The sequence below is a fragment of the Acinetobacter sp. WU_MDCI_Abxc222 genome (assembly GCF_025514755.1).
Lineage (GTDB): Bacteria > Pseudomonadota > Gammaproteobacteria > Pseudomonadales > Moraxellaceae > Acinetobacter > Acinetobacter geminorum.
In genome coordinates, this window is the sequence record NZ_JAHPVG010000008.1 from 140467 (window position 1) to 159020 (window position 18554).

An 18554-nucleotide genomic window follows, 5' to 3' on the forward strand; every position below is an offset into this window, starting at 1 on the left:
TAGTGGTTTGTCATGACTACCAATACTCAAATTACTGAAGATCGTATCCTGATTTTGGATTTCGGCTCTCAATATAGTCAGCTCATTGCACGTCGTGTGCGTGAAGCTGGTGTTTACTCTGAAATGTATGCTTTTGATATGTCTGAAGAAGACATTCGCGCTTTTAAGCCAAATGGCATTATTTTGTCAGGTGGACCTGAGAGTGTGCATGAAGAAGGCAGCCCTCGTGCACCACAAGTGGTGTTTGAGTTAGGCGTTCCAGTATTGGGTATTTGCTATGGCTTGCAAACCATGTCTGAACAGTTAGGCGGTAAAGTTGAGCCTGGTACTGTGCATGAGTTTGGTTATGCCGAAGTTGATATCGTTAAACGCGACCAACTGATTGGCAACTTACAAGACCGTGAAAACCAACTTCATGTTTGGATGAGTCATGGCGATAAAGTTAGCCAAATTCCAGAAGGCTTTACGATTACTGCAAGCACACCAAGTTGTCCAGTTGCTGCTGTAAGTGATGAAGCACGTCGTTTCTATGGCGTGCAATTCCACCCAGAAGTAACACACACGGCAAAAGGTGAAGAGTTACTTGCGAACTTCGTTCATAAAATTTGTGGATGCGGTGGTCTTTGGACACCTGAACACATTATTGATTTACGTGTAGAACAATTACGTGAACAAATCGGTAATGAAAAAGTTCTTTTAGGCCTTTCAGGTGGTGTTGACTCATCTGTCGTTGCTGCTCTTTTACATAAAGCAATTGGCGACCAGTTAACATGTGTATTTGTTGATAATGGTTTACTTCGCTTAAACGAAGGCGATCAAGTGATGCAAATGTTTGCTGAAAACATGGGTATCCGTGTTATTCGTGCAGATGCTGAACAACGTTTCTTAACTGCATTGGCTGGTGAAGTTGATCCAGAGAAAAAACGTAAAATCATTGGCCGTGAGTTTATTGAAGTATTTGCTGAAGAAGCACGTAAACTTGATGGTGTGAAATTCTTGGCACAAGGTACGATTTACCCAGACGTAATCGAATCTGCTGCAAGCAAACAAGGTAAAGCACATGTAATTAAATCACACCATAACGTGGGTGGTTTACCAGAAGATTTAGCATTTGAATTGGTAGAACCTTTACGCGACTTGTTCAAAGACGAAGTTCGTAAATTAGGTACTACACTTGGCTTGCCACATAGCATGATTTACCGTCATCCATTCCCGGGCCCTGGTTTAGGTGTTCGTATTTTGGGTGAAGTGAAGAAAGAATATGCTGATATTCTTCGTCTTGCTGATGACATCTTCATGCAAGAGCTTCGTGACAGTGGTTGGTATGATAAAACTGCTCAAGCATTTGCTGTGTTCCAACCAGTTAAGTCAGTTGGCGTAGTAGGTGACGGTCGTCGTTATGCATGGGTAATTGCGCTTCGTGCAGTTGAAACGGTTGACTTTATGACAGCTCGTTTTGCACACTTACCATACGAATTGGTTGATAAAATCTCAACGCGTATTATGAATGAAATTAAAGATGTATCACGTGTTGTATATGACGTGTCATCTAAACCACCAGCAACGATTGAGTGGGAGTAAAATTGGAGTTTCAAAATGCAACGCATTTTGCCAGTTTTACGCCAAGAGCTATGCTCGCGGCAGTGACATTTTAGAATAGATTAAGAAAAAGCCGACTTGGAAGAGTCGGCTTTTTTCTTTTTTAATTAATCACTAACTCTGATTGAAGTTATAGAATATGCAAACTTATAGCTTTATCCCTTACTCTACATGCAATTTAGATACGATATAAATGGACTAAGAGCAATTGCTGTTCTTGCAGTGGTCATTTTTCACTTTACTCCAAAATGGTTACCAGGTGGATTTGTAGGAGTAGATGTTTTCTTTGTCATTTCTGGATTTCTAATGACAGCTATTATTTTTAATAGCGTGCAAAAAAACACTTTTAATCTGTTCGAATTTTATATAGCTCGTGCCAATCGTATCATCCCTGTTTTAGCTACAATGTCTGTTGTGCTTTTAGTATTTGGCTGGTTCTACGTATTACCTACAGAGTATAAAGATTTGGGACAACAAATCGAGAAAGGCTCTTTATTTACTTCAAATCTTCTTTTTGCAAAAGGTGGTGGATATTTTGATACTGCAGAGCATACAAAATGGCTACTACATACATGGTCTTTATCAGTTGAATGGCAATTTTATATATTTTTTCCAATTGTTATTATTATATTAAAAAAATATTTAAGTTTTAAAAATATTAAACATGTGATTATAACTTTATTTTTGATAAGTTTTATATATTGTATTTATGCTACTTATAAAGACAGTAAAACAGCTTATTTCTTGTTAACAAGTCGTGCTTGGGAAATGCTTTTAGGAGGGGTGGCATTTCTTTATCCATGGTCATTAAAGAAAAAAGATATTAAAATTATTACTCAATGTCTTGGTCTAATATTAATTTTGGTGTCTTATTTCTTAGTTTCTAAAGATATTCTCTGGCCTGGTTATATGGCTGTAATCCCTGTATTAGGTGCCTACTTGATTATCTCAAGTAACTATCAAAATAATATTATAATAAGTAATCCGATTTTTAGCTATATTGGTAAATGGTCGTATTCTATCTATGTATGGCACTGGCCTTTAGTTGTTTTTGGATTTTATTTTGATTTAGTTAATTGGTGGATTTATGGAGTTCTACTTTCAATCTTACTGGGTTTTTTGAGTTATGAGTTCATTGAAAAACTTAAATTCACGCGCTATTCATCATGGAGAGAGATTTATAAAGTTAAACCTCTTTATATCTTCTTATTTATTTTTGGATGTGTATATATAATTCAAAAAATGGATGGATTTACTTCACGGCTACCCAGTAGTGTAAAAATTGCACAAAATGAAATGCAGAACTCTAATCCTTATAATTGTAAAAAAAATGAATTATATGAATGTATTATTGGTAATAAAAATAATATTAGAGCAATCATAATAGGGGATAGTCATGCTGATTCTTTAACAACTTCTTTAGCTTCCATTTTTAACTTAAAATCGCAAGGAATTATTTCTTTAACAACATCTGCCTGTCCGTTAATAACTGATATCAAATTTTATAGTGGTATAAATATTTGTTCAAAGATTAATGAGGAGCGTTTTAAATTAATTAACTTAAAAAAATATGAAAATATTCCTATTGTTTTAGTGGCAAGATATCCAAATTATTTAATGGGGGAGAATGACCCGGATCGTATGTCTAACAATGATCCAAGACCATTAATTTATTTTGGAAATAATTCAAATTTGTCTAATGTAGATAGATTTATGTTATTTGAGAGAAATTTAAAAAATACTTTATGTAAAATTTCTAAAAAAAATCCTGTTTATATTATTCAACCAATTCCAGAATTGGGTTTTAATGCTCCAAAGAGAATAATTAAAAATAGATTTCATAATTCTAATAAAGAAACATCAATTTCATATAGAGATTATTTATTAAGATCTGAAAAAACTCGTAAAATTATTAATAGAAGTGCGGTTGATTGTGGTGTAACAGTACTAGATCCTTCAAAAATTTTATGCAAAACAGGAAAATGTATTTCCGAATATAAAGGACGACCTATTTATCGTGATGGAGATCATTTAAGTGAGTATGGTAATAAACTTTTAAAGCCTATGTTCAGAGAGGCACTTGAAAAATATTGATTTAATATATATTTTATATTTAATGTAATAGATATTTTATTAAATATAAAGGTAACTTTTAATATAAGAAGTTTGCTTTATAAATAATTTTAATACCCCATTTCAACAAAAAGAGCAGCCGATTTGCTCTTTTTTATTACTTTTACTTGATAAAAGATATATTAAGATATATCTTAATATATATAAATTAAACAGATTCGAGAATTTTTAAAGATGAAACAACAATCAGAACATCATCATATTGAACACAATGAACATCACCGCTTGGGGCGCCGTGGCAGACTTTTTGAAGCTGGACGTATGAAACTTTTAGTGCTTCATCTCATTCAGCAAAGCCCAAAACATGGTTATGAAATTATTAAAGAAATAAGTGATTTGGTGGGCGATGGCTATACGCCAAGTGCAGGAACAATTTATCCGACGTTAACTAGCCTTGAAGAAATGAATTTAATTAATTTGCTAGACGTAGAACGTAAGCAATATCAAATCACGGAATTTGGGAAAGCTTACTTAACTGAACAACAAGACAAATTGAACGAGCTATTAGAAAAACTACGCTTAAGACGAGAAATCCACAGTAATGATGAATTAATCGAAATTCATCGTGCCATGGAAAACCTAAAAACAGCCTTACGTTTGAAGTTGAACTCTGCTGGTTTCCAACAAGAGCAGATTTTTCAAATTGCCGAAAAAATTGACCAAGCTGCGGTTGCGATTGGGCGCCTATAAGTCGACCTTAAGCAAATTGAAATTATTCAAAGTTATTAATTTTTAAGAGAGAATTTTTATATGAAACAACATCAATATCATGTCACGGTTCAACACTTAAAAAATGCGAAAGGAGAGGCCTCTACCTATACTGAACGTCTTGAATTCTATACGGGAAATCATGACGATATTTTTGAAATTGTCGAGCGCTTAAAAAAAGCAGATTTTTTTGATGATGAAACAACAAAATCTTTTGGTGTTGGCTTGAAGTTATTTAGTGAAGTCATGTTAGAAAATCGAGACCATCCACTATTTCAAGAGTTTCTCCCACAATTCGGACAATTCATGAAAAACCTAAAACAGCTCGTTAAAACTCAATCAACTTAAGCTGCTCAGTGCAGCTTTTGTTTTTCTATAATTAAAAAAATGGATTGTCTCATTCATAGCACCCTGTGTATTACTAAAAGACTATATTGAATAATGAATGTATTGTTAAGATCAATATAACAACTCATTGCAAAAGCATAGGTAAAAGAGAGTAATATCATGAGCAATAATAATGATTACGATATTTCTGATTCAAAGGATTGCGAGAAATTTGCCAATCAGTTTATTCAGGAGTTTCCAATTCGCTCTGCTGAAATTGGACAGGGGACAGTCATTAAGCGGGCTTTACCTAGCCGACAAAAACGAATGATTGGTGCGTGGTGTTTCTTAGATCATGCCGGCCCAGTGACCTTCCCTGCGGGTGATGGTTTAGATGTTGGTCCTCATCCTCACATTGGTTTGCAAACCTTCACGTGGATGATTGAAGGCACCATGATGCATACCGATAGCTTAGGCTCAAAACAATTAATTCGTCCTAAGCAAGTTAATTTGATGACAGCGGGACACGGAATTTCGCATACAGAAGTTGCACCTGATACAGAAACTCAAATGCATGCTGCTCAGCTCTGGATTGCTTTACCAGATGATAAGCGCAACATGGATCCGAAATTTGAACATTATCCTGAACTGCCTGTGGTTGAGAAAGACGGTCTAGAATTTACCGTGCTTGTGGGTGAATATTTGGCAACTACTTCCCCAGTCTTGGTACATACGCCATTAGTGGGTGTTGACTTAATTGCTACTGAAGATACTAAAACCCGCATTCCATTAAATCCTGAGTTTGAATATGGTTTTATGGCATTAGATGGTGTTGCCCATGTGAATGGCCATGAGTTAACGGCTGACAATATGGTGGTATTAGATACGGGTCTTAGTGAGATCGAAATTGAAGTAAAGAAAGGGAACCGTGTGCTGTTAGTTGGTGGTGAACCGTTTGAAACTCCAATTTTACTGTGGTGGAATTTTGTTGCACGTACAATGGATGATTTAAAAGAAGCCCGTGAGCAATGGATTAACCATGATGCACGTTTTGGTGAGATTCCAGATTATGTTGGTGCACGTTTAGAAGCCCCTGTTCTTCCAGATCAAATGAGAGCATCAAAATGACAGCAGTAATCGCAAGTAGTAAAGCAAAGCCCCTTACTGAACAATGGAAGGGCGAAATTACCAGTGGTCGCCACCAATATTTTTGTGATGAGCCAGAGAAGTTAGAAGGGCAAGATCAAGGCCCAGCACCATATGATTTGCTTACTGGAAGTTTAGCAGCGTGTACGCTTATTACTTTAAGAATGTATGCAAAGCATAAGGGTTATGATTTTGGTGAGTTTTCGGTTGAAATTGATTTTCATACCAATCGAGAGCATGAAGAACATATAGAACGTCGTATTGTTTTTAAAGACTTGCCAAACGAAGAGCTTCAACAAAAAATCTTAGCAGTATGCAGTAAAACCCCAGTCACTAAAACTTTGTTACGTAGTTTAGACATTCATACTGTGCTTGTTACAGCCTAAAAATGCTATTTTGTTGAGGTGGATGATTTTATATCCATCCCACAAATGGAATAAAGCAGCATGTTCACATGCTGTTTTTTATGTAAAAAGAAAAATAAAAGCAGGCAATAATATGATTAGTGTACACCACCTGGAATGTTCGCGTTCATTTCGAATTTTATGGGCTTTAGAAGAGTTAGGGTTGGATTATGATATTCACTACTATCAACGCTTACCTAATTACTCTGCTCCAGAAACATTGAAATGTATTCATCCATTAGGTAAAGCTCCAATTTTGACTGATGATGAGCAAGTCATCGCAGAATCTGCTGTGATTTTAGAATATCTGCAGCAGCATTATGATCAAAAGCAACAATTTAAACCTACACAACCTCAAGATTTACAGCAATATATTTACTGGATGCACTATGCTGAAGGTTCGCTTATGCCACTACTGGTCATGACTTTGGTCATGAATAATGTAAATAAGCATGTGCCATGGTTAATTCAGCCAGTAGCAAAAAAAATCACAGAAGGAGTGAAAGCAAATTTTGTTCGCCCGCGTATGAAAGATCATATTAGTTTTTTAGAAAACTATTTGGCAGAGCATGAATATTTTGCAGGTGACTTTTCCTTTGCTGATATTCAAATGAGTTTCCCTTTAGAGGCTTTGCAAACGCGTTTGCAAGGTAAGTATCCTCATATTCAGGCTTTTTTACATCGTATTCGGCGAAGAGTAGCGTTTCAAAAAGCGAAAAAAAAGGGAATTGGTTCCAATGAAAGGAATTGTGCTGATACTTAAAAGAAAAGGAACAAATATTTGTTCCTTTTTTATTTTCACTTTACTTGCGTTTGATCACAATAGAATCAATACCGCTGTGTTGTAAGGTTTGCTGCGCAGCCAAAGCAGCGTCTTGAGTGTCATATGGTCCGGAAATAACACGATACCATGTTTGTCCGTTTTCAGTACTTTTGACTACATCAGCAGATAAGCCATTTAAAATGATTTCTGCACGGCGGGCATCAGCCTGATCAGGATCGTTATAACTACGAACTTGTAAAATATAGGTAGGTTGCTGAGGAGTTGTAGCTGACTGATTTGGGTCAATTCCTACACTTTCAGAGGCAGCTGGTTGAGTGGTACTTGGTGCCTCAACGATCATAGCAGTGCCTTGATTTTTGCTTTCAGGGATCGCTTGTTCAGGAATAGGGGTAACCTGTTGTTGAGGCAATAGGTCGTAGAAGCGATAATCTTTATTAGTATCTTCTTCTTGATAATGTTCAGAAGTAATCTGATTTTTCGCAGGAACAGGTTGCCAAGGTTTCCAAAGCATAAGCATTACAGCGATACATAAGACCGCCAAAATAGCGACAAGTGTCCCTAACCATTTGGGAATTAGGGGCTTTTTAGGCTTGTTAGGTCTTTCAGATACACCGCGTTGCGTTTTGCCAAACACGTGGATTATTCCTCTGTATTTTGATTGTTTTTTAATTCGAGTTTGATTCTCGTCTTACGATGCTAAAAACAGTGGTCTGTATTCGCTATCTTAATTATACAAACCACCGCTTACTATATATTGCATGACCTTTGTTTTGCTGTCATGCAATATATTTATTACATAGATTCTGGTGCAGATACACCAAGTAATTCTAAACCATTACGAAGCACTTGTTGTACATTGATTGAAAGCAATAAACGGGCTTGTGTAAGCTCTGCATCATCGCTTAATACTTTATGTTCATTGTACCAACCATGGAACAGGGCAGCTAACTCTTTTAAGTAGTTACCAACCTGATGAGGTTCATATGCATTTGCAGCACGTAATACCGCGTCTGGGTATGCTGCCAGTTTAGCAAGAATCTCAGTTTCTGCATCAAGAGACAAGCGAGCTGCATGTGGACGAGCAGCGTTTACATTGAAGTGTAAATCTGTGCTTGCTGCTTTTTCTAACATACGACAAATACGTGCGTGTGCATATTGAATATAGTACACAGCATTGTCTTTACTTTGTGAAACAGCAAGGTCAAGGTCAAAGTCGATGTGTTGTTCGCTCTTGCGCATTACGTAGTAGAAACGAGCTGCGTCATTGCCCACTTCTTTACGCAAGTCACGTAAAGTTACGAACTGGCCAGAACGAGAAGACATTTGAACCATCTCGCCACCACGCCATAAACTTACGAACTGAACTAAAAGAACAGTCAATTTCTTAGAGTCGTAACCCATTGCATCAATCGCCGCTTTTACGCGAGAAATATAGCCATGGTGGTCAGAGCCCCAAATATCGATTAAGTCCGTATAACCACGTTGTAGTTTATTTAAGTGGTATGCAATGTCAGATGCAAAGTAAGTCGTTTGGCCGTTACGACGCTTAACAACACGGTCTTTTTCATCACCAAATTCAGTTGACTTGAACCAGATGTTGCCATCTTTTTCATAAAGGAAGCCACGTTGATCTAACGTTTCTAAAGCTTCATCAATTTTTGCACTAAGTGATGCTTCACTGAACCATTGATTGAACGTTACACCAAAATCAGCAAGGTCATCTTTAATATCATCTAAAATGGCGTGAAGGGCAGCTTGATGAAATACGCGGTAGCCTTCACCCAATAATTGTTGTGAGTTGGCAATAAGGCCATCAATATGCTTTTCTTTATCACCAGATAACACAACTTTGTTGCCTTCGCTATCTAGCTCTTCAGCATATTGCACATCTTCTGGGACATCTTTATAAACATTCGCAACTTCACGAACGTAAGCATCACCATCTTTATCAATGATGCCTTGTGCGATTTCTTTAACGTAATCGCCTTGATAAGCATTTTTAGGGAATACAAGGTTTTGTCCAAGTAGTTCCAAATAACGTAAATAAGTAGAAGTCGCCAAAATATCCATTTGACGGCCAGCATCATTCACGTAGTACTCGCGGTCAACTTTAGCACCCGTTGCTTCAAGTAAATTAGCAACAGTCATACCATATGCCGCACCACGTCCATGACCTACGTGTAGGCTAGACGTTGGGTTTGCAGAAACAAATTCGACTTGAATCTTTTTCGCTGCATTTGCTTGGCTACGACCAAAAATTTCTTTTTGTGCTTGAATTTGATCAAGAATAGCAAAACGCTGGTCTGCATTTAAAAAGAAGTTAATAAATCCGGGTCCTGCGATTTCAGCTTTACTGATATCTGCCACTTCTGGTAATGCAGCTAGAACTTTCTCAGCTAAATCGCGTGGTTTCATACCAGCAGCTTTCGAGCCGATCATAGCAATATTAGAAGCAAAGTCGCCATGGCTTCGGTCTTTGGTGCGTGTTAAGTTGCTTGTGTTTTTCCAGTCGGAAGGAAGCACCCCTTCTTGTTGAAGAGTTTGCACTGCATGGTCGAGAGCTGCTTGTATTGCCGTATTCATATCAATCGAAAATAGATGTCGCAGAAAAACGTCAAATATAGCAAATTTCCGATGACTTAGGGGAGGGGATTTAATATTCCAATAATTCTTTATGCAAATTACTGATGATTATTTTTTAAATGAATGTTGGTTGATGAATCCCCTTATTATTCTGAAAATAAAGAATTACAAGCCTTTTGGGCAGTTTTTGTGAGTAAATTATGTGTTTAATTTAATGCTATTTTCTGAGGAAATACCTGTTGCCGCTAAATCATATAATTATTGCTTTTAAAATTGAGAAAATAAAAGAAATTTTTAAAATTATAAAAACATTAATACGCTGATTTTTATCATTTATTTTTAAACATGTTTTAACTAAATAGTGTTCAATTTTAACATCACGGTTTAAAATATCTATTTTGATCGAATTAGGCTTAAGCTTATACACACAAAGAGTTTTAGAGACCATACAAAACGTGTTTTTCTCTACTCTAAGCTGGAAAATGAGATAGGCAATGATATCAGGACACCCAAGTAAACATCCCCTTTATATCCCATATGCAGGTTTTACACTTTTAGAGTTACCACTTTTAAATAAAGGTTCGGCTTTCACTGAAGAAGAAAGAAGTAACTTTAACTTACACGGTTTACTCCCCCATATTATTGAAACTATTGAAGAGCAGAGCCAGCGCTCTTATCAGCAATATTGCGCTTTTACTGATGATATCAATCGACATATCTATTTGCGTAATATCCAAGATACCAACGAAACCTTGTTCTATCATTTAATCGAAAATCATCTTGAAGAAATGATGCCGATTATTTATACCCCAACAGTGGGTGAAGCATGTCAGCGTTTCTCAGATATCTACCGTCGTCATCGTGGTGTTTTTATTTCATATCCAGATCGAGATGTAATTGATGATATTTTGCAAAACGTAAATAAAAATAATGTAAAAGTGATCGTGATTACTGATGGTGAGCGTATCTTGGGTCTTGGCGACCAAGGCATTGGTGGTATGGGTATTCCTATTGGGAAACTTTCACTTTACACCGCTTGTGGTGGAATTAGCCCAGCCTATACATTACCAATCACAATTGATGTGGGGACGAATAATCCACAATTACTAAATGATCCGATCTATATGGGTTGGCGTCAGCCACGTATTAGTGGTGATGAATATTATGCATTTGTCGATATGGTGATTGAAGCTGTAAAGCGTCGTTGGCCAAAAGCATTAATTCAGTTTGAAGATTTCGCACAAAAAAATGCGATGCCACTTCTAGAAAAATATCGCGATAAAATTTGTTGTTTTAACGATGATATTCAAGGAACAGCAGCGGTATCTGTAGGTAGTTTGATTGCTGCTAGTCGTGCAGCAGGCAAGCAATTAAAAGATCAAACAATTGCTTTCTTAGGCGCGGGTTCTGCGGGATGCGGTATTGCGGAACAAATTATTGCTCAAATGGTTGCTGAAGGTCTGACTGATTCTGAAGCGCGTGCTCGCGTTTATATGGTAGACCGTTTTGGTTTGATCACTGAGAATCAGCCAAACTTGCTCGACTTCCAACGTAAGTTAGCACAAAAAGCTGAGGTGGTTGATCAGTGGGGCAATATTGAAGAAGTGATTTCACTACTTGATGTTGTTAAAAATGCGAAGCCTACAGTGTTAATTGGCGTTTCTGGTCAGCCAGGCTTGTTCACAGAAGAAATCATTAAGACCATGGCGGCGAATTGTGAACGCCCAATTGTCATGCCATTGTCTAACCCAACTTCACGTGTTGAGGCTGTGCCAGCAGATATTGTAGAGTGGACTGAAGGTAGAGCGTTAATTGCAACAGGTAGCCCGTTTGCTCCTGTGAATCATCACGGCAAGCTTTATAATATTTCTCAGTGTAATAACTCGTACATTTTCCCGGGCATTGGGCTGGGTGTGGTGGCATCGGGTGCTAAACGCGTTACTGAAAATATGTTAATGGCTTCAAGTAGTGCTTTAGCGAATTGCTCGCCATTACTAAAAGATCCGCAAGCTGATTTATTGCCACCTTTGGGTGAAATTCAGCAAGTCTCTAAAGTGATTGCATTTGAAGTTGCCAAAGCTGCAATGGCAGATGGCGTGGCAGTAACGATTAGTGATGATTTGCTACAGCAAAAAATAGATCAATCATTCTGGAAGCCAGAATACCGTAAATATAAGCGTATTCCTTTCTAAGATTAAGAACGTAAAAAGAGGAGCTTAAGCTCCTCTTTTTTATTTTAGTCTTCTAAAACTTCTTCTAGTAATTCTTCACTTGGTGCAAAGTAATATGCGCCGTCTAGTGGTGTCACGAAATGCAATAGGCGATCATGGATACCATCTCCACTTGTACCAAACATACGCTTTAACATGGCATCAATAATGCTCAGGTCTTTAGTATAAGCAATGAAGAATAAGCCTTGATCGCCTCGGCCGTCGCCATAAGGCAGACTATGACGCAAGATTTCCATTTCTTCGCCTTCGTCATCTTCAACGACAGTACGGGCAACATGGGCATTTTCTGGTTTAACGTCATCATCAAGTTCAATTGACTCAAGCTTAGTACGACCCATGACATTTTCTTGAGCATCAACTTTTAGTTTTTTCCATTTTTCTAAGTCGTGTGCATAGCGCTGTGCAAATATGAAACTACCATCTGCAAATACTCCAGCACTTTCTGGGAGTAGGGCTGTTTCCGCGCGGTCATCTGGAAATTGAGGGTTTTCAGTACCATCTATAAAGCCAGTAATATCGCGACCATCGAAATAACGGAAGCAAACACGCTCATCAAGAACTTCAACTTTATCTTTAATACCTTCAAAAAATGCTTGGCTTAATGCAAAACAAATATCAGAACGCATACTAGCAATATGGATGAGGACATCAGCGGGAACAGCTGGCATGTTGAATGCGCCGTTTTCTGGTTCAAGTTGTTTAAAGCCAGCAGGAGATTGACTGTAAAGTTGCTTCCAAAGTTCTGGACCAAAAGCGACTGCTGTTTTAATTTGCGCGTCTGAATGCTGAGTAATGAGACGGTCGCGTGTTTCAAACAACGCTTCGAGTTGTTCTTTTAATTCATCAATTGATAAGTCTTTTAAACGAAGAACAATAAATCGGGCATGATCTGATGGCAACGGCAAAATGACAGATTGAGCAGTCATTGGAAGGTATCTCCTCAATTATAATTTAGTATGAGCTTTAATTATTGTGCCTGATGCGAAGAGCGGTTAGTAGTCTATTTCTTGATTTTATTGTTTGAATTCTCATCAAGATAGTTTTATAAAACAGTATAATTCCACTTTTATTGTCTATTTTTACTATGTCTTTGCAAGTTTGGTTTGCCTATATGTTGGCCTGTTGGGTCATTAGTATCTCTCCGGGTGCGGGAGCTATTGCCTCAATGTCGAGTGGTCTAAACTATGGATTTAGACATGGTTATTGGAATGCAATCGGTTTGCAAGTTGCCTTGGTGCTTCAAATTATGGTGGTGGCAGCAGGTGTTGGGGTCTTATTTGCCACAACTCCTTTAGCTTTTCAGGCCGTTAAGTGGTTCGGTGTAGCCTATTTATTGTATTTGGCTTATTTACAGTGGACAGCACCTGTAAAAGATATAGAAATTCAACAAGAAAAAAGAGATAAGTCTGCTTTAGCTCTGCTATTAAATGGTTTTGTGGTTAATATTAGCAATCCTAAGGCGATCGTATTTTTATTGGCAGTTCTGCCGCAGTTCTTAGATTTGAGTAAGCCCCAATGGATACAATATCTAATTATGGCGGCCACTATGATTACGATCGATTTGATTGTAATGGCTGGATATACGGGGCTGGCATCCAAGGTTTTAAGATTACTTCGGTCCCCTAGACAGCAAAAATATTTAAATCGGGGCTTTGCTGTGATGTTTAGCTGTGCGGCTTTATTATTGAGCACAGTTCATCAGGCGGCCTAGTTTAGGACGCCTGTGTCTGATTTTTTAGTTTTTGAGTTATAAAAATAACGGCAAAACTTAATGCCATACATAAAACAATACTAAGACCTGTAGAGATATTAAGTGCTGCACTTGACCATAAACCGACACTAACACCGAGCTGGGCTAACACGAATGCCCAAATAACCATTTGCTTTGGTGAGTTTGCCAATAGACGAGCGCTTAAAGCTGGTATTACTAGTAGTGCACCCATTAGCAAAGAACCTACAGCACGCAAAGCTAAAACTGTAAATAAAGCTAATAACAGCATAAAAATAAGGCGTTGCCAGTTTGCATTCACCCCTTCACTAATTGCGATATCCGGATCAATTGCAAACTGTATTTGTGGCTGCCAAAAGCGGTAAAGAATTGCGAGTGATATTGCAATAATTAAAGTGAAAACAGGGAGGTCAGGCCAATCAATGCTGAGCAAGTCGCCAAATAAATAACTTAAAAGCTCTGGTCTTAAACTTGGTACATGTTGAATAAACAATAAACCACTACACAGTAATGTCGCTGAGCATAAGGCTAACAGAGCATCGTTGGGCAAACGATTGTCGTGTAAAGCCCATAATACGCCTACCAGTAAAACCGCTGTGCCTGCAACGCCAAGCCATAATGGAAGACTTAAGGCTCCTGCAATAGCAACCCCGAGTAGTGTTCCGTGCGCCATCGTGTCAGCAAAAAAAGACATGCGTCTCCAAAGCATTAAACAACCCAGAGGTGCAGTCAAAAATACCAGCAGGGTTCCCATAATCCATGCGGGCAACAATAATTGTAACCATTCCATCATGGCTTAAGCTTCCGGTTCTGGGTGAATATGAGGGCGGTCATTATGAGGGCAAGGGTGAGCAGCATCACCGTGAGCACAATGGTCATGATGATGTTGATAGAAGACCCTTTGGGTTCCAAATATTGCCTGATATTCAGGGTGTTGTTGAATATTCTCAGGTAGCCCACTACAGCAAATATGTTTATTTAAACACACTACGCGGTGTGTTCCTTGCATAACCCATTGTAAGTCATGAGAGACAATTAAGATCGCACAACCATATCGTTCTGGCAGGCTACGAACATAGTCATAAAGTTCCGCTTCTGACTGAATATCTAGACCTTGCATGGGTTCATCAAGAACTAAAATATCTGGCTGACGAAGCAGTGCACGAGCCAATAGTACTCTTTGGCGTTCTCCACCTGAAAGTTGTTGTACTTTTGATTGTTGTAACTTTGAAATACCTGTGTCTTGAATAATTTCGTGACGCAGGGCAGAGCTGCATTTCTCTAAATCAAGAAGGTCCTGAACACGTAAAGGAAGACTGTGTGAAGGATTAAACTTTTGTGGCACATAAGCCATTTTAAGTTTTTTATGATTGATAACACGCCCACTACTTGGCTGAAGAATACCGAGTAGAACTTTAATCAGTGTTGATTTGCCTGCACCATTGGGTCCAATTAAAGACACAATTTCATTTTCATGTAAGACAAAATCAACTTTTTTTAATATATCCCGATCATCACGATGAACAGAAACCTGCTCAAGCTGAATTAATACAGGATTTAAGGAGTTGTGCGGCACTGTTGGCATTTTCCCGAAATTTCAATAATGCTGTTTTGAGCCACGAAGTCATCTGAGGCTGCAAGCTGGTCAAGCTGGTGTGTGAGGCCTTGAGAAGAGGCTTCTTTAACCATATGACATTCAGTACAAATCAGGAATGCAGCTTGATGACCTTCACGCGGGTGGCAGCAAGGAATATACGCATTAATAGAAGTTAGGCGGTGAATGAGACCTTTTTCTAATAAAAAATCTAAAGTTCTATATACAGTTGGAGGCGCAGCAGGGCGATCAGTTTGACTTTTTATACGTGCCAATAAGTCATAGGCACCCATTGGACCCGAAGCATTTAAAATGAGTTCCAGAACTTCTTTGCGCAAAGGTGTAAGGCGTGCGCCAGTCGCAGAACATAAACTTTCTGCTTCAGCTAAACGACTTGCGACATTATGGTGATCATGCACACCATGCAAAGAATCATGATGTTCATGCGAGCAGGAACTCATAGGGGTAACCTCGAATTTTTAACGGAATATTAGCATGAAGCGATGCTTCATTCGATTAATCTTAGGTATTTTTGTAACTTTGTTATATTATAACATGCTTCGAGCTAATTTAAATTGATGGTCTGTCATGTTCCGTTTTTTTGTTTTCAGTATGTTCTCACTTTTGAGTACGTTAGGGTGGAGTCAGGGTTTGGTGGTTTCTACACACCCGATTTATCTGATTGCAAAAGAAGTCACTCAAGGGGTTGAAGAACCACAACTCTTATTAAAGGGACAAACTGGGCATGACGTACAATTAACTCCAGCGCATCGTAAAGCAATTAATGATGCGTCTTTGGTGATTTGGTTGGGTAAAGCGCATGAAGCGCCCTTAAATAAATTATTAGGTAATAATAAAAAGGCGATTGCACTATTAGATAGTGGCATTGTTTCTGTTTTGCCCCAGCGTAGTACACGTGGTGTAGCTTTACCTAATACAGTAGATACACATGTATGGTTAGAGCCTAACAATGCGGTTCGAATTGGTTTCTTTATTGCGGCTTTGCGCTCTCAGCAACATCCTGAAAATAAGGCAAAGTACTGGAATAATGCCAATGTATTTGCTCGTAAAATGTTGCAGGCAGCACAAGCTTACGATAGTTCAAGTAATGGCAAACCGTATTGGGCATATCATGATGCCTATCAATATTTAGAGCGTTCACTAAACTTAAAATTCGCTGGTGCTTTAACAGATGACCCTCATGTTGCACCAACAGCAGCTCAAATTAAGTATCTTAATGATAGTCGACCAAAAAATCAGATGTGTTTGTTGGCAGAGAGTTTTACCACTAAGGGTCAATACCAAAAATTAGGTAACATTACTTTTCAGCCAGTAGACGAGAGCATGAATAATGAGGATGATTTCGTCACTGCATGGAAGAAACTGGCTATAAAAACAGATAAATGTGTATTAAGTACGCAAAAGTAAGATAAAAAGTAAACAAAGGCTGACTGTAGCGTCAGCACCACCTGTCATGAAAAACCCCGACTAAAGTCGGGAAAAGATTGCATGTTCAGGGGTGTAACTCTATAATGCCTGCGATTAAAAGCGATCATCAGCTAAACTTGTCAAGCATTTATGCTGTGAGTGGATAAATAATGAGCCAAACTAGTCGCTTGATTGACCGACGATTAGCAAAAGCTTTGGTCTTCTTACAAGCATGTATGATCCCTGTTTCCGCACTTGTGGCGTGGAGCATAAAAGACATGACAGCAGCATTAAGTGCGGCACTTGGTGCGTTGGTCTGCTGGCTTGCGACGAGTTATTTTTCGTGGCAATCCTTCAGAACAGCAGGTGCACGAGCATCAAAACAAGTGCTGTCTAACATGTATAGGGGCATGTTAGGCAAATTTGCAATCATGATCGTTGGATTTATTTTGATTTTGAGCAATGTTAAACCTTTATCACCGTTAGCATTGCTGTTTGGTTTTATTCTCGTTCAGGCAATGTCGTGGGTTGCTCCATTTTGGGTGTCACGTCTACAAAAACGGGTGTAGAAACAAGAAGAATTGAAGATTTTTTGGAGGGCGGCGAGATATCGACAGTACGCCGATGTTCGTTTCCCTTCTTTTTAGTAATTGACATTGACCAGGTGTGATTTATGGCTGCTGAAGAACATGCCCTCACTTCGACAGAGTATATCAAGCATCACTTGACCAATATGACCTATGGCAAAATGCCAGACGGTACATGGAAATTGGCTGAGACTGCTGAAGAAGCTCATTCGATGGGGTTCACTGCAATTCACTTGGATTCAATGGGTTGGTCAATTGGCCTTGGTGTGATTTTCTGTTTGATGTTCTGGATCGTTGCGAAAGCTGCAAATGCAGGTGTTCCAACTAAATTCCAGTCAGCAATCGAAATGATCATTGAGTTTGTTGACTCAAGTGTCCGTGATACTTTTCATGGCAAATCACGTTTAATCGCTCCGCTTGCACTCACTATTTTCGTGTGGATTTTCCTCATGAACTTAATGGACTTGATTCCAGTTGACTGGATTCCTCAAGTTGCAGCGTTTGTAGGTGCAAACGTATTTGGTATGGACCCTCACCACGTTTACTTCAAGATCGTTCCATCTACAGATCCAAACATTACTTTAGGTATGTCTTTATCTGTATTTGTACTTATCTTGTTCTACAGCATCCGCGAAAAGGGTGTTGGTGGTTTCGTTGGCGAGTTGGCACTTAACCCATTTAACCCAAGTAATCCAGTTGCAAAAGCGTTGCTTATTCCAGTGAACTTGATTTTGGAATTGGTAACATTCCTTGCTCGTCCGATTTCATTAGCTCTCCGACTATTCGGTAACATGTATGCCGGCGAGTTGATCTTTATCCTGATTGCTTTATTGCCGTTCTGGATTCAATGGGCGTTGTCTGTGCCTTGGGCGATCTTCCACATTCTTGTAATCACGTTGCAGGCATTCATCTTTATGATGCTTACCATCGTTTACTTGAGCATGGCAAGCGAAAAACATTAATGGTATTGCCTAACTATCAAATGATGGTTGGGCTGAATTTTTTTAATTTAATTTGGTAATAACCTAACCTCTGAGGAATTTTTCATGGAACTCACTTTAGGTCTAGTTGCAATTGCATCTGCTATCTTGATCGCTTTCGGTGCTTTGGGTACTGCGATTGGTTTTGGTCTTTTGGGTGGTCGCTTTTTAGAAGCTGTTGCTCGTCAACCAGAATTGGCTCCACAACTTCAAACTCGTATGTTCTTAATCGCGGGTCTTCTTGATGCTGTGCCTATGATCGGTGTTGGTATTGGCTTGTTCTTCATCTTCGCTAATCCATTTGTAGGTTAATCATCTTAA

Annotated in this window: 19 protein-coding genes; 13 read left to right on the top strand and 6 right to left on the bottom strand. The window is 38.6% G+C overall.

The genetic code is table 11. The features are described 5' to 3' along the window. The first annotated feature begins 12 nt into the window (after window positions 1-12). The 7 genes from guaA to KTJ10_RS13425 all read left to right on the top strand — a co-directional run bounded on the left by guaA (window position 13) and on the right by KTJ10_RS13425 (window position 7080). Complete coding sequence (guaA, locus tag KTJ10_RS13395; protein WP_002114136.1) at window positions 13-1581, top strand: glutamine-hydrolyzing GMP synthase; 1569 nt, start codon at window positions 13-15, stop codon at window positions 1579-1581. 189 nt (window positions 1582-1770) lie between these two features. Then, window positions 1771-3693, top strand: a complete 1923-nt coding sequence (locus KTJ10_RS13400; protein WP_262442199.1) for an acyltransferase family protein — start codon at window positions 1771-1773, stop codon at window positions 3691-3693. A gap of 213 nt (window positions 3694-3906) precedes the next feature. Further along, entirely contained in the window at window positions 3907-4422 is a 516-nt protein-coding gene (locus KTJ10_RS13405) for a PadR family transcriptional regulator (protein ID WP_262442200.1), read from the top strand. A gap of 60 nt (window positions 4423-4482) precedes the next feature. After that, a complete protein-coding gene (locus KTJ10_RS13410; RefSeq protein ID WP_086266226.1) occupies window positions 4483-4788 on the top strand; it encodes a DUF3861 domain-containing protein in 306 nt (101 codons plus the stop codon). A gap of 159 nt (window positions 4789-4947) precedes the next feature. Continuing rightward, window positions 4948-5895: a pirin family protein gene (locus tag KTJ10_RS13415; protein WP_206222305.1), complete on the top strand. Its 948-nt coding sequence runs from the start codon at window positions 4948-4950 to the stop codon at window positions 5893-5895. Further along, window positions 5892-6299 (top strand): OsmC family protein, encoded by a 408-nt coding sequence (locus KTJ10_RS13420; RefSeq protein ID WP_262442201.1) that lies wholly within the window; start codon window positions 5892-5894, stop codon window positions 6297-6299. The genes KTJ10_RS13415 and KTJ10_RS13420 overlap by 4 nt, the downstream gene beginning before the upstream one ends. A gap of 112 nt (window positions 6300-6411) precedes the next feature. After that, complete coding sequence (locus KTJ10_RS13425) at window positions 6412-7080, top strand: glutathione S-transferase (protein ID WP_262442202.1); 669 nt, start codon at window positions 6412-6414, stop codon at window positions 7078-7080. A gap of 40 nt (window positions 7081-7120) precedes the next feature. Here the strand turns inward: KTJ10_RS13425 and KTJ10_RS13430 are convergent, their stop codons facing one another. Continuing rightward, window positions 7121-7735 carry an SPOR domain-containing protein gene (locus tag KTJ10_RS13430; protein ID WP_005804763.1) on the bottom strand — a complete coding sequence of 205 codons (615 nt, stop codon included), beginning with the start codon at window positions 7733-7735 and terminating at the stop codon, window positions 7121-7123. A gap of 158 nt (window positions 7736-7893) precedes the next feature. Next, on the bottom strand, window positions 7894-9684 hold the full coding sequence (gene argS, locus KTJ10_RS13435; protein WP_262442203.1) for an arginine--tRNA ligase: 1791 nt from the start codon (window positions 9682-9684) through the stop codon (window positions 7894-7896). 494 nt (window positions 9685-10178) lie between these two features. Between argS and KTJ10_RS13440 the strand changes: the two genes are divergently transcribed. Next, window positions 10179-11876 carry an NAD-dependent malic enzyme gene (locus KTJ10_RS13440; protein WP_005079543.1) on the top strand — a complete coding sequence of 566 codons (1698 nt, stop codon included), beginning with the start codon at window positions 10179-10181 and terminating at the stop codon, window positions 11874-11876. 44 nt (window positions 11877-11920) lie between these two features. On the opposite strand, the gene KTJ10_RS13445 is transcribed toward KTJ10_RS13440, so the two are convergent. Continuing rightward, entirely contained in the window at window positions 11921-12841 is a 921-nt protein-coding gene (locus KTJ10_RS13445; RefSeq protein WP_014208122.1) for a Dyp-type peroxidase, read from the bottom strand. Between the two features lie 158 nt (window positions 12842-12999). Here KTJ10_RS13445 and KTJ10_RS13450 point away from each other — a divergent pair, with 158 nt between their 5' ends. Continuing rightward, window positions 13000-13626, top strand: coding sequence for a LysE family transporter (locus KTJ10_RS13450; protein ID WP_002114069.1), 627 nt, complete (start codon window positions 13000-13002; stop codon window positions 13624-13626). Window position 13627: 1 nt separating this feature from the next. On the opposite strand, the gene znuB is transcribed toward KTJ10_RS13450, so the two are convergent. Genes znuB through KTJ10_RS13465 form a run of 3 tightly spaced genes read right to left on the bottom strand, consistent with a single transcriptional unit; the run spans window position 13628 to window position 15699 of the window. Next, window positions 13628-14437, bottom strand: a complete 810-nt coding sequence (gene znuB / locus KTJ10_RS13455; protein WP_016802488.1) for a zinc ABC transporter permease subunit ZnuB — start codon at window positions 14435-14437, stop codon at window positions 13628-13630. 3 nt (window positions 14438-14440) lie between these two features. Further along, on the bottom strand, window positions 14441-15229 hold the full coding sequence (gene znuC, locus KTJ10_RS13460; protein WP_262442204.1) for a zinc ABC transporter ATP-binding protein ZnuC: 789 nt from the start codon (window positions 15227-15229) through the stop codon (window positions 14441-14443). Continuing rightward, on the bottom strand, window positions 15202-15699 hold the full coding sequence (locus KTJ10_RS13465; protein WP_262442205.1) for a transcriptional repressor: 498 nt from the start codon (window positions 15697-15699) through the stop codon (window positions 15202-15204). Before KTJ10_RS13465 ends, znuC begins: the two co-directional genes overlap by 28 nt. 127 nt (window positions 15700-15826) lie before the next feature. Between KTJ10_RS13465 and KTJ10_RS13470 the strand changes: the two genes are divergently transcribed. The 4 genes from KTJ10_RS13470 to atpE all read left to right on the top strand — a co-directional run bounded on the left by KTJ10_RS13470 (window position 15827) and on the right by atpE (window position 18545). After that, complete coding sequence (locus tag KTJ10_RS13470) at window positions 15827-16666, top strand: metal ABC transporter substrate-binding protein (protein WP_005804756.1); 840 nt, start codon at window positions 15827-15829, stop codon at window positions 16664-16666. Window positions 16667-16836: 170 nt separating this feature from the next. Next, entirely contained in the window at window positions 16837-17235 is a 399-nt protein-coding gene (locus tag KTJ10_RS13475; RefSeq protein WP_002114124.1) for an ATP synthase subunit I, read from the top strand. Window positions 17236-17339: 104 nt separating this feature from the next. Then, complete coding sequence (atpB, locus tag KTJ10_RS13480) at window positions 17340-18215, top strand: F0F1 ATP synthase subunit A (protein WP_002114072.1); 876 nt, start codon at window positions 17340-17342, stop codon at window positions 18213-18215. 84 nt (window positions 18216-18299) lie between these two features. Further along, window positions 18300-18545: a F0F1 ATP synthase subunit C gene (gene atpE / locus KTJ10_RS13485; RefSeq protein WP_000424060.1), complete on the top strand. Its 246-nt coding sequence runs from the start codon at window positions 18300-18302 to the stop codon at window positions 18543-18545. Window positions 18546-18554: the final 9 nt, after the last annotated feature.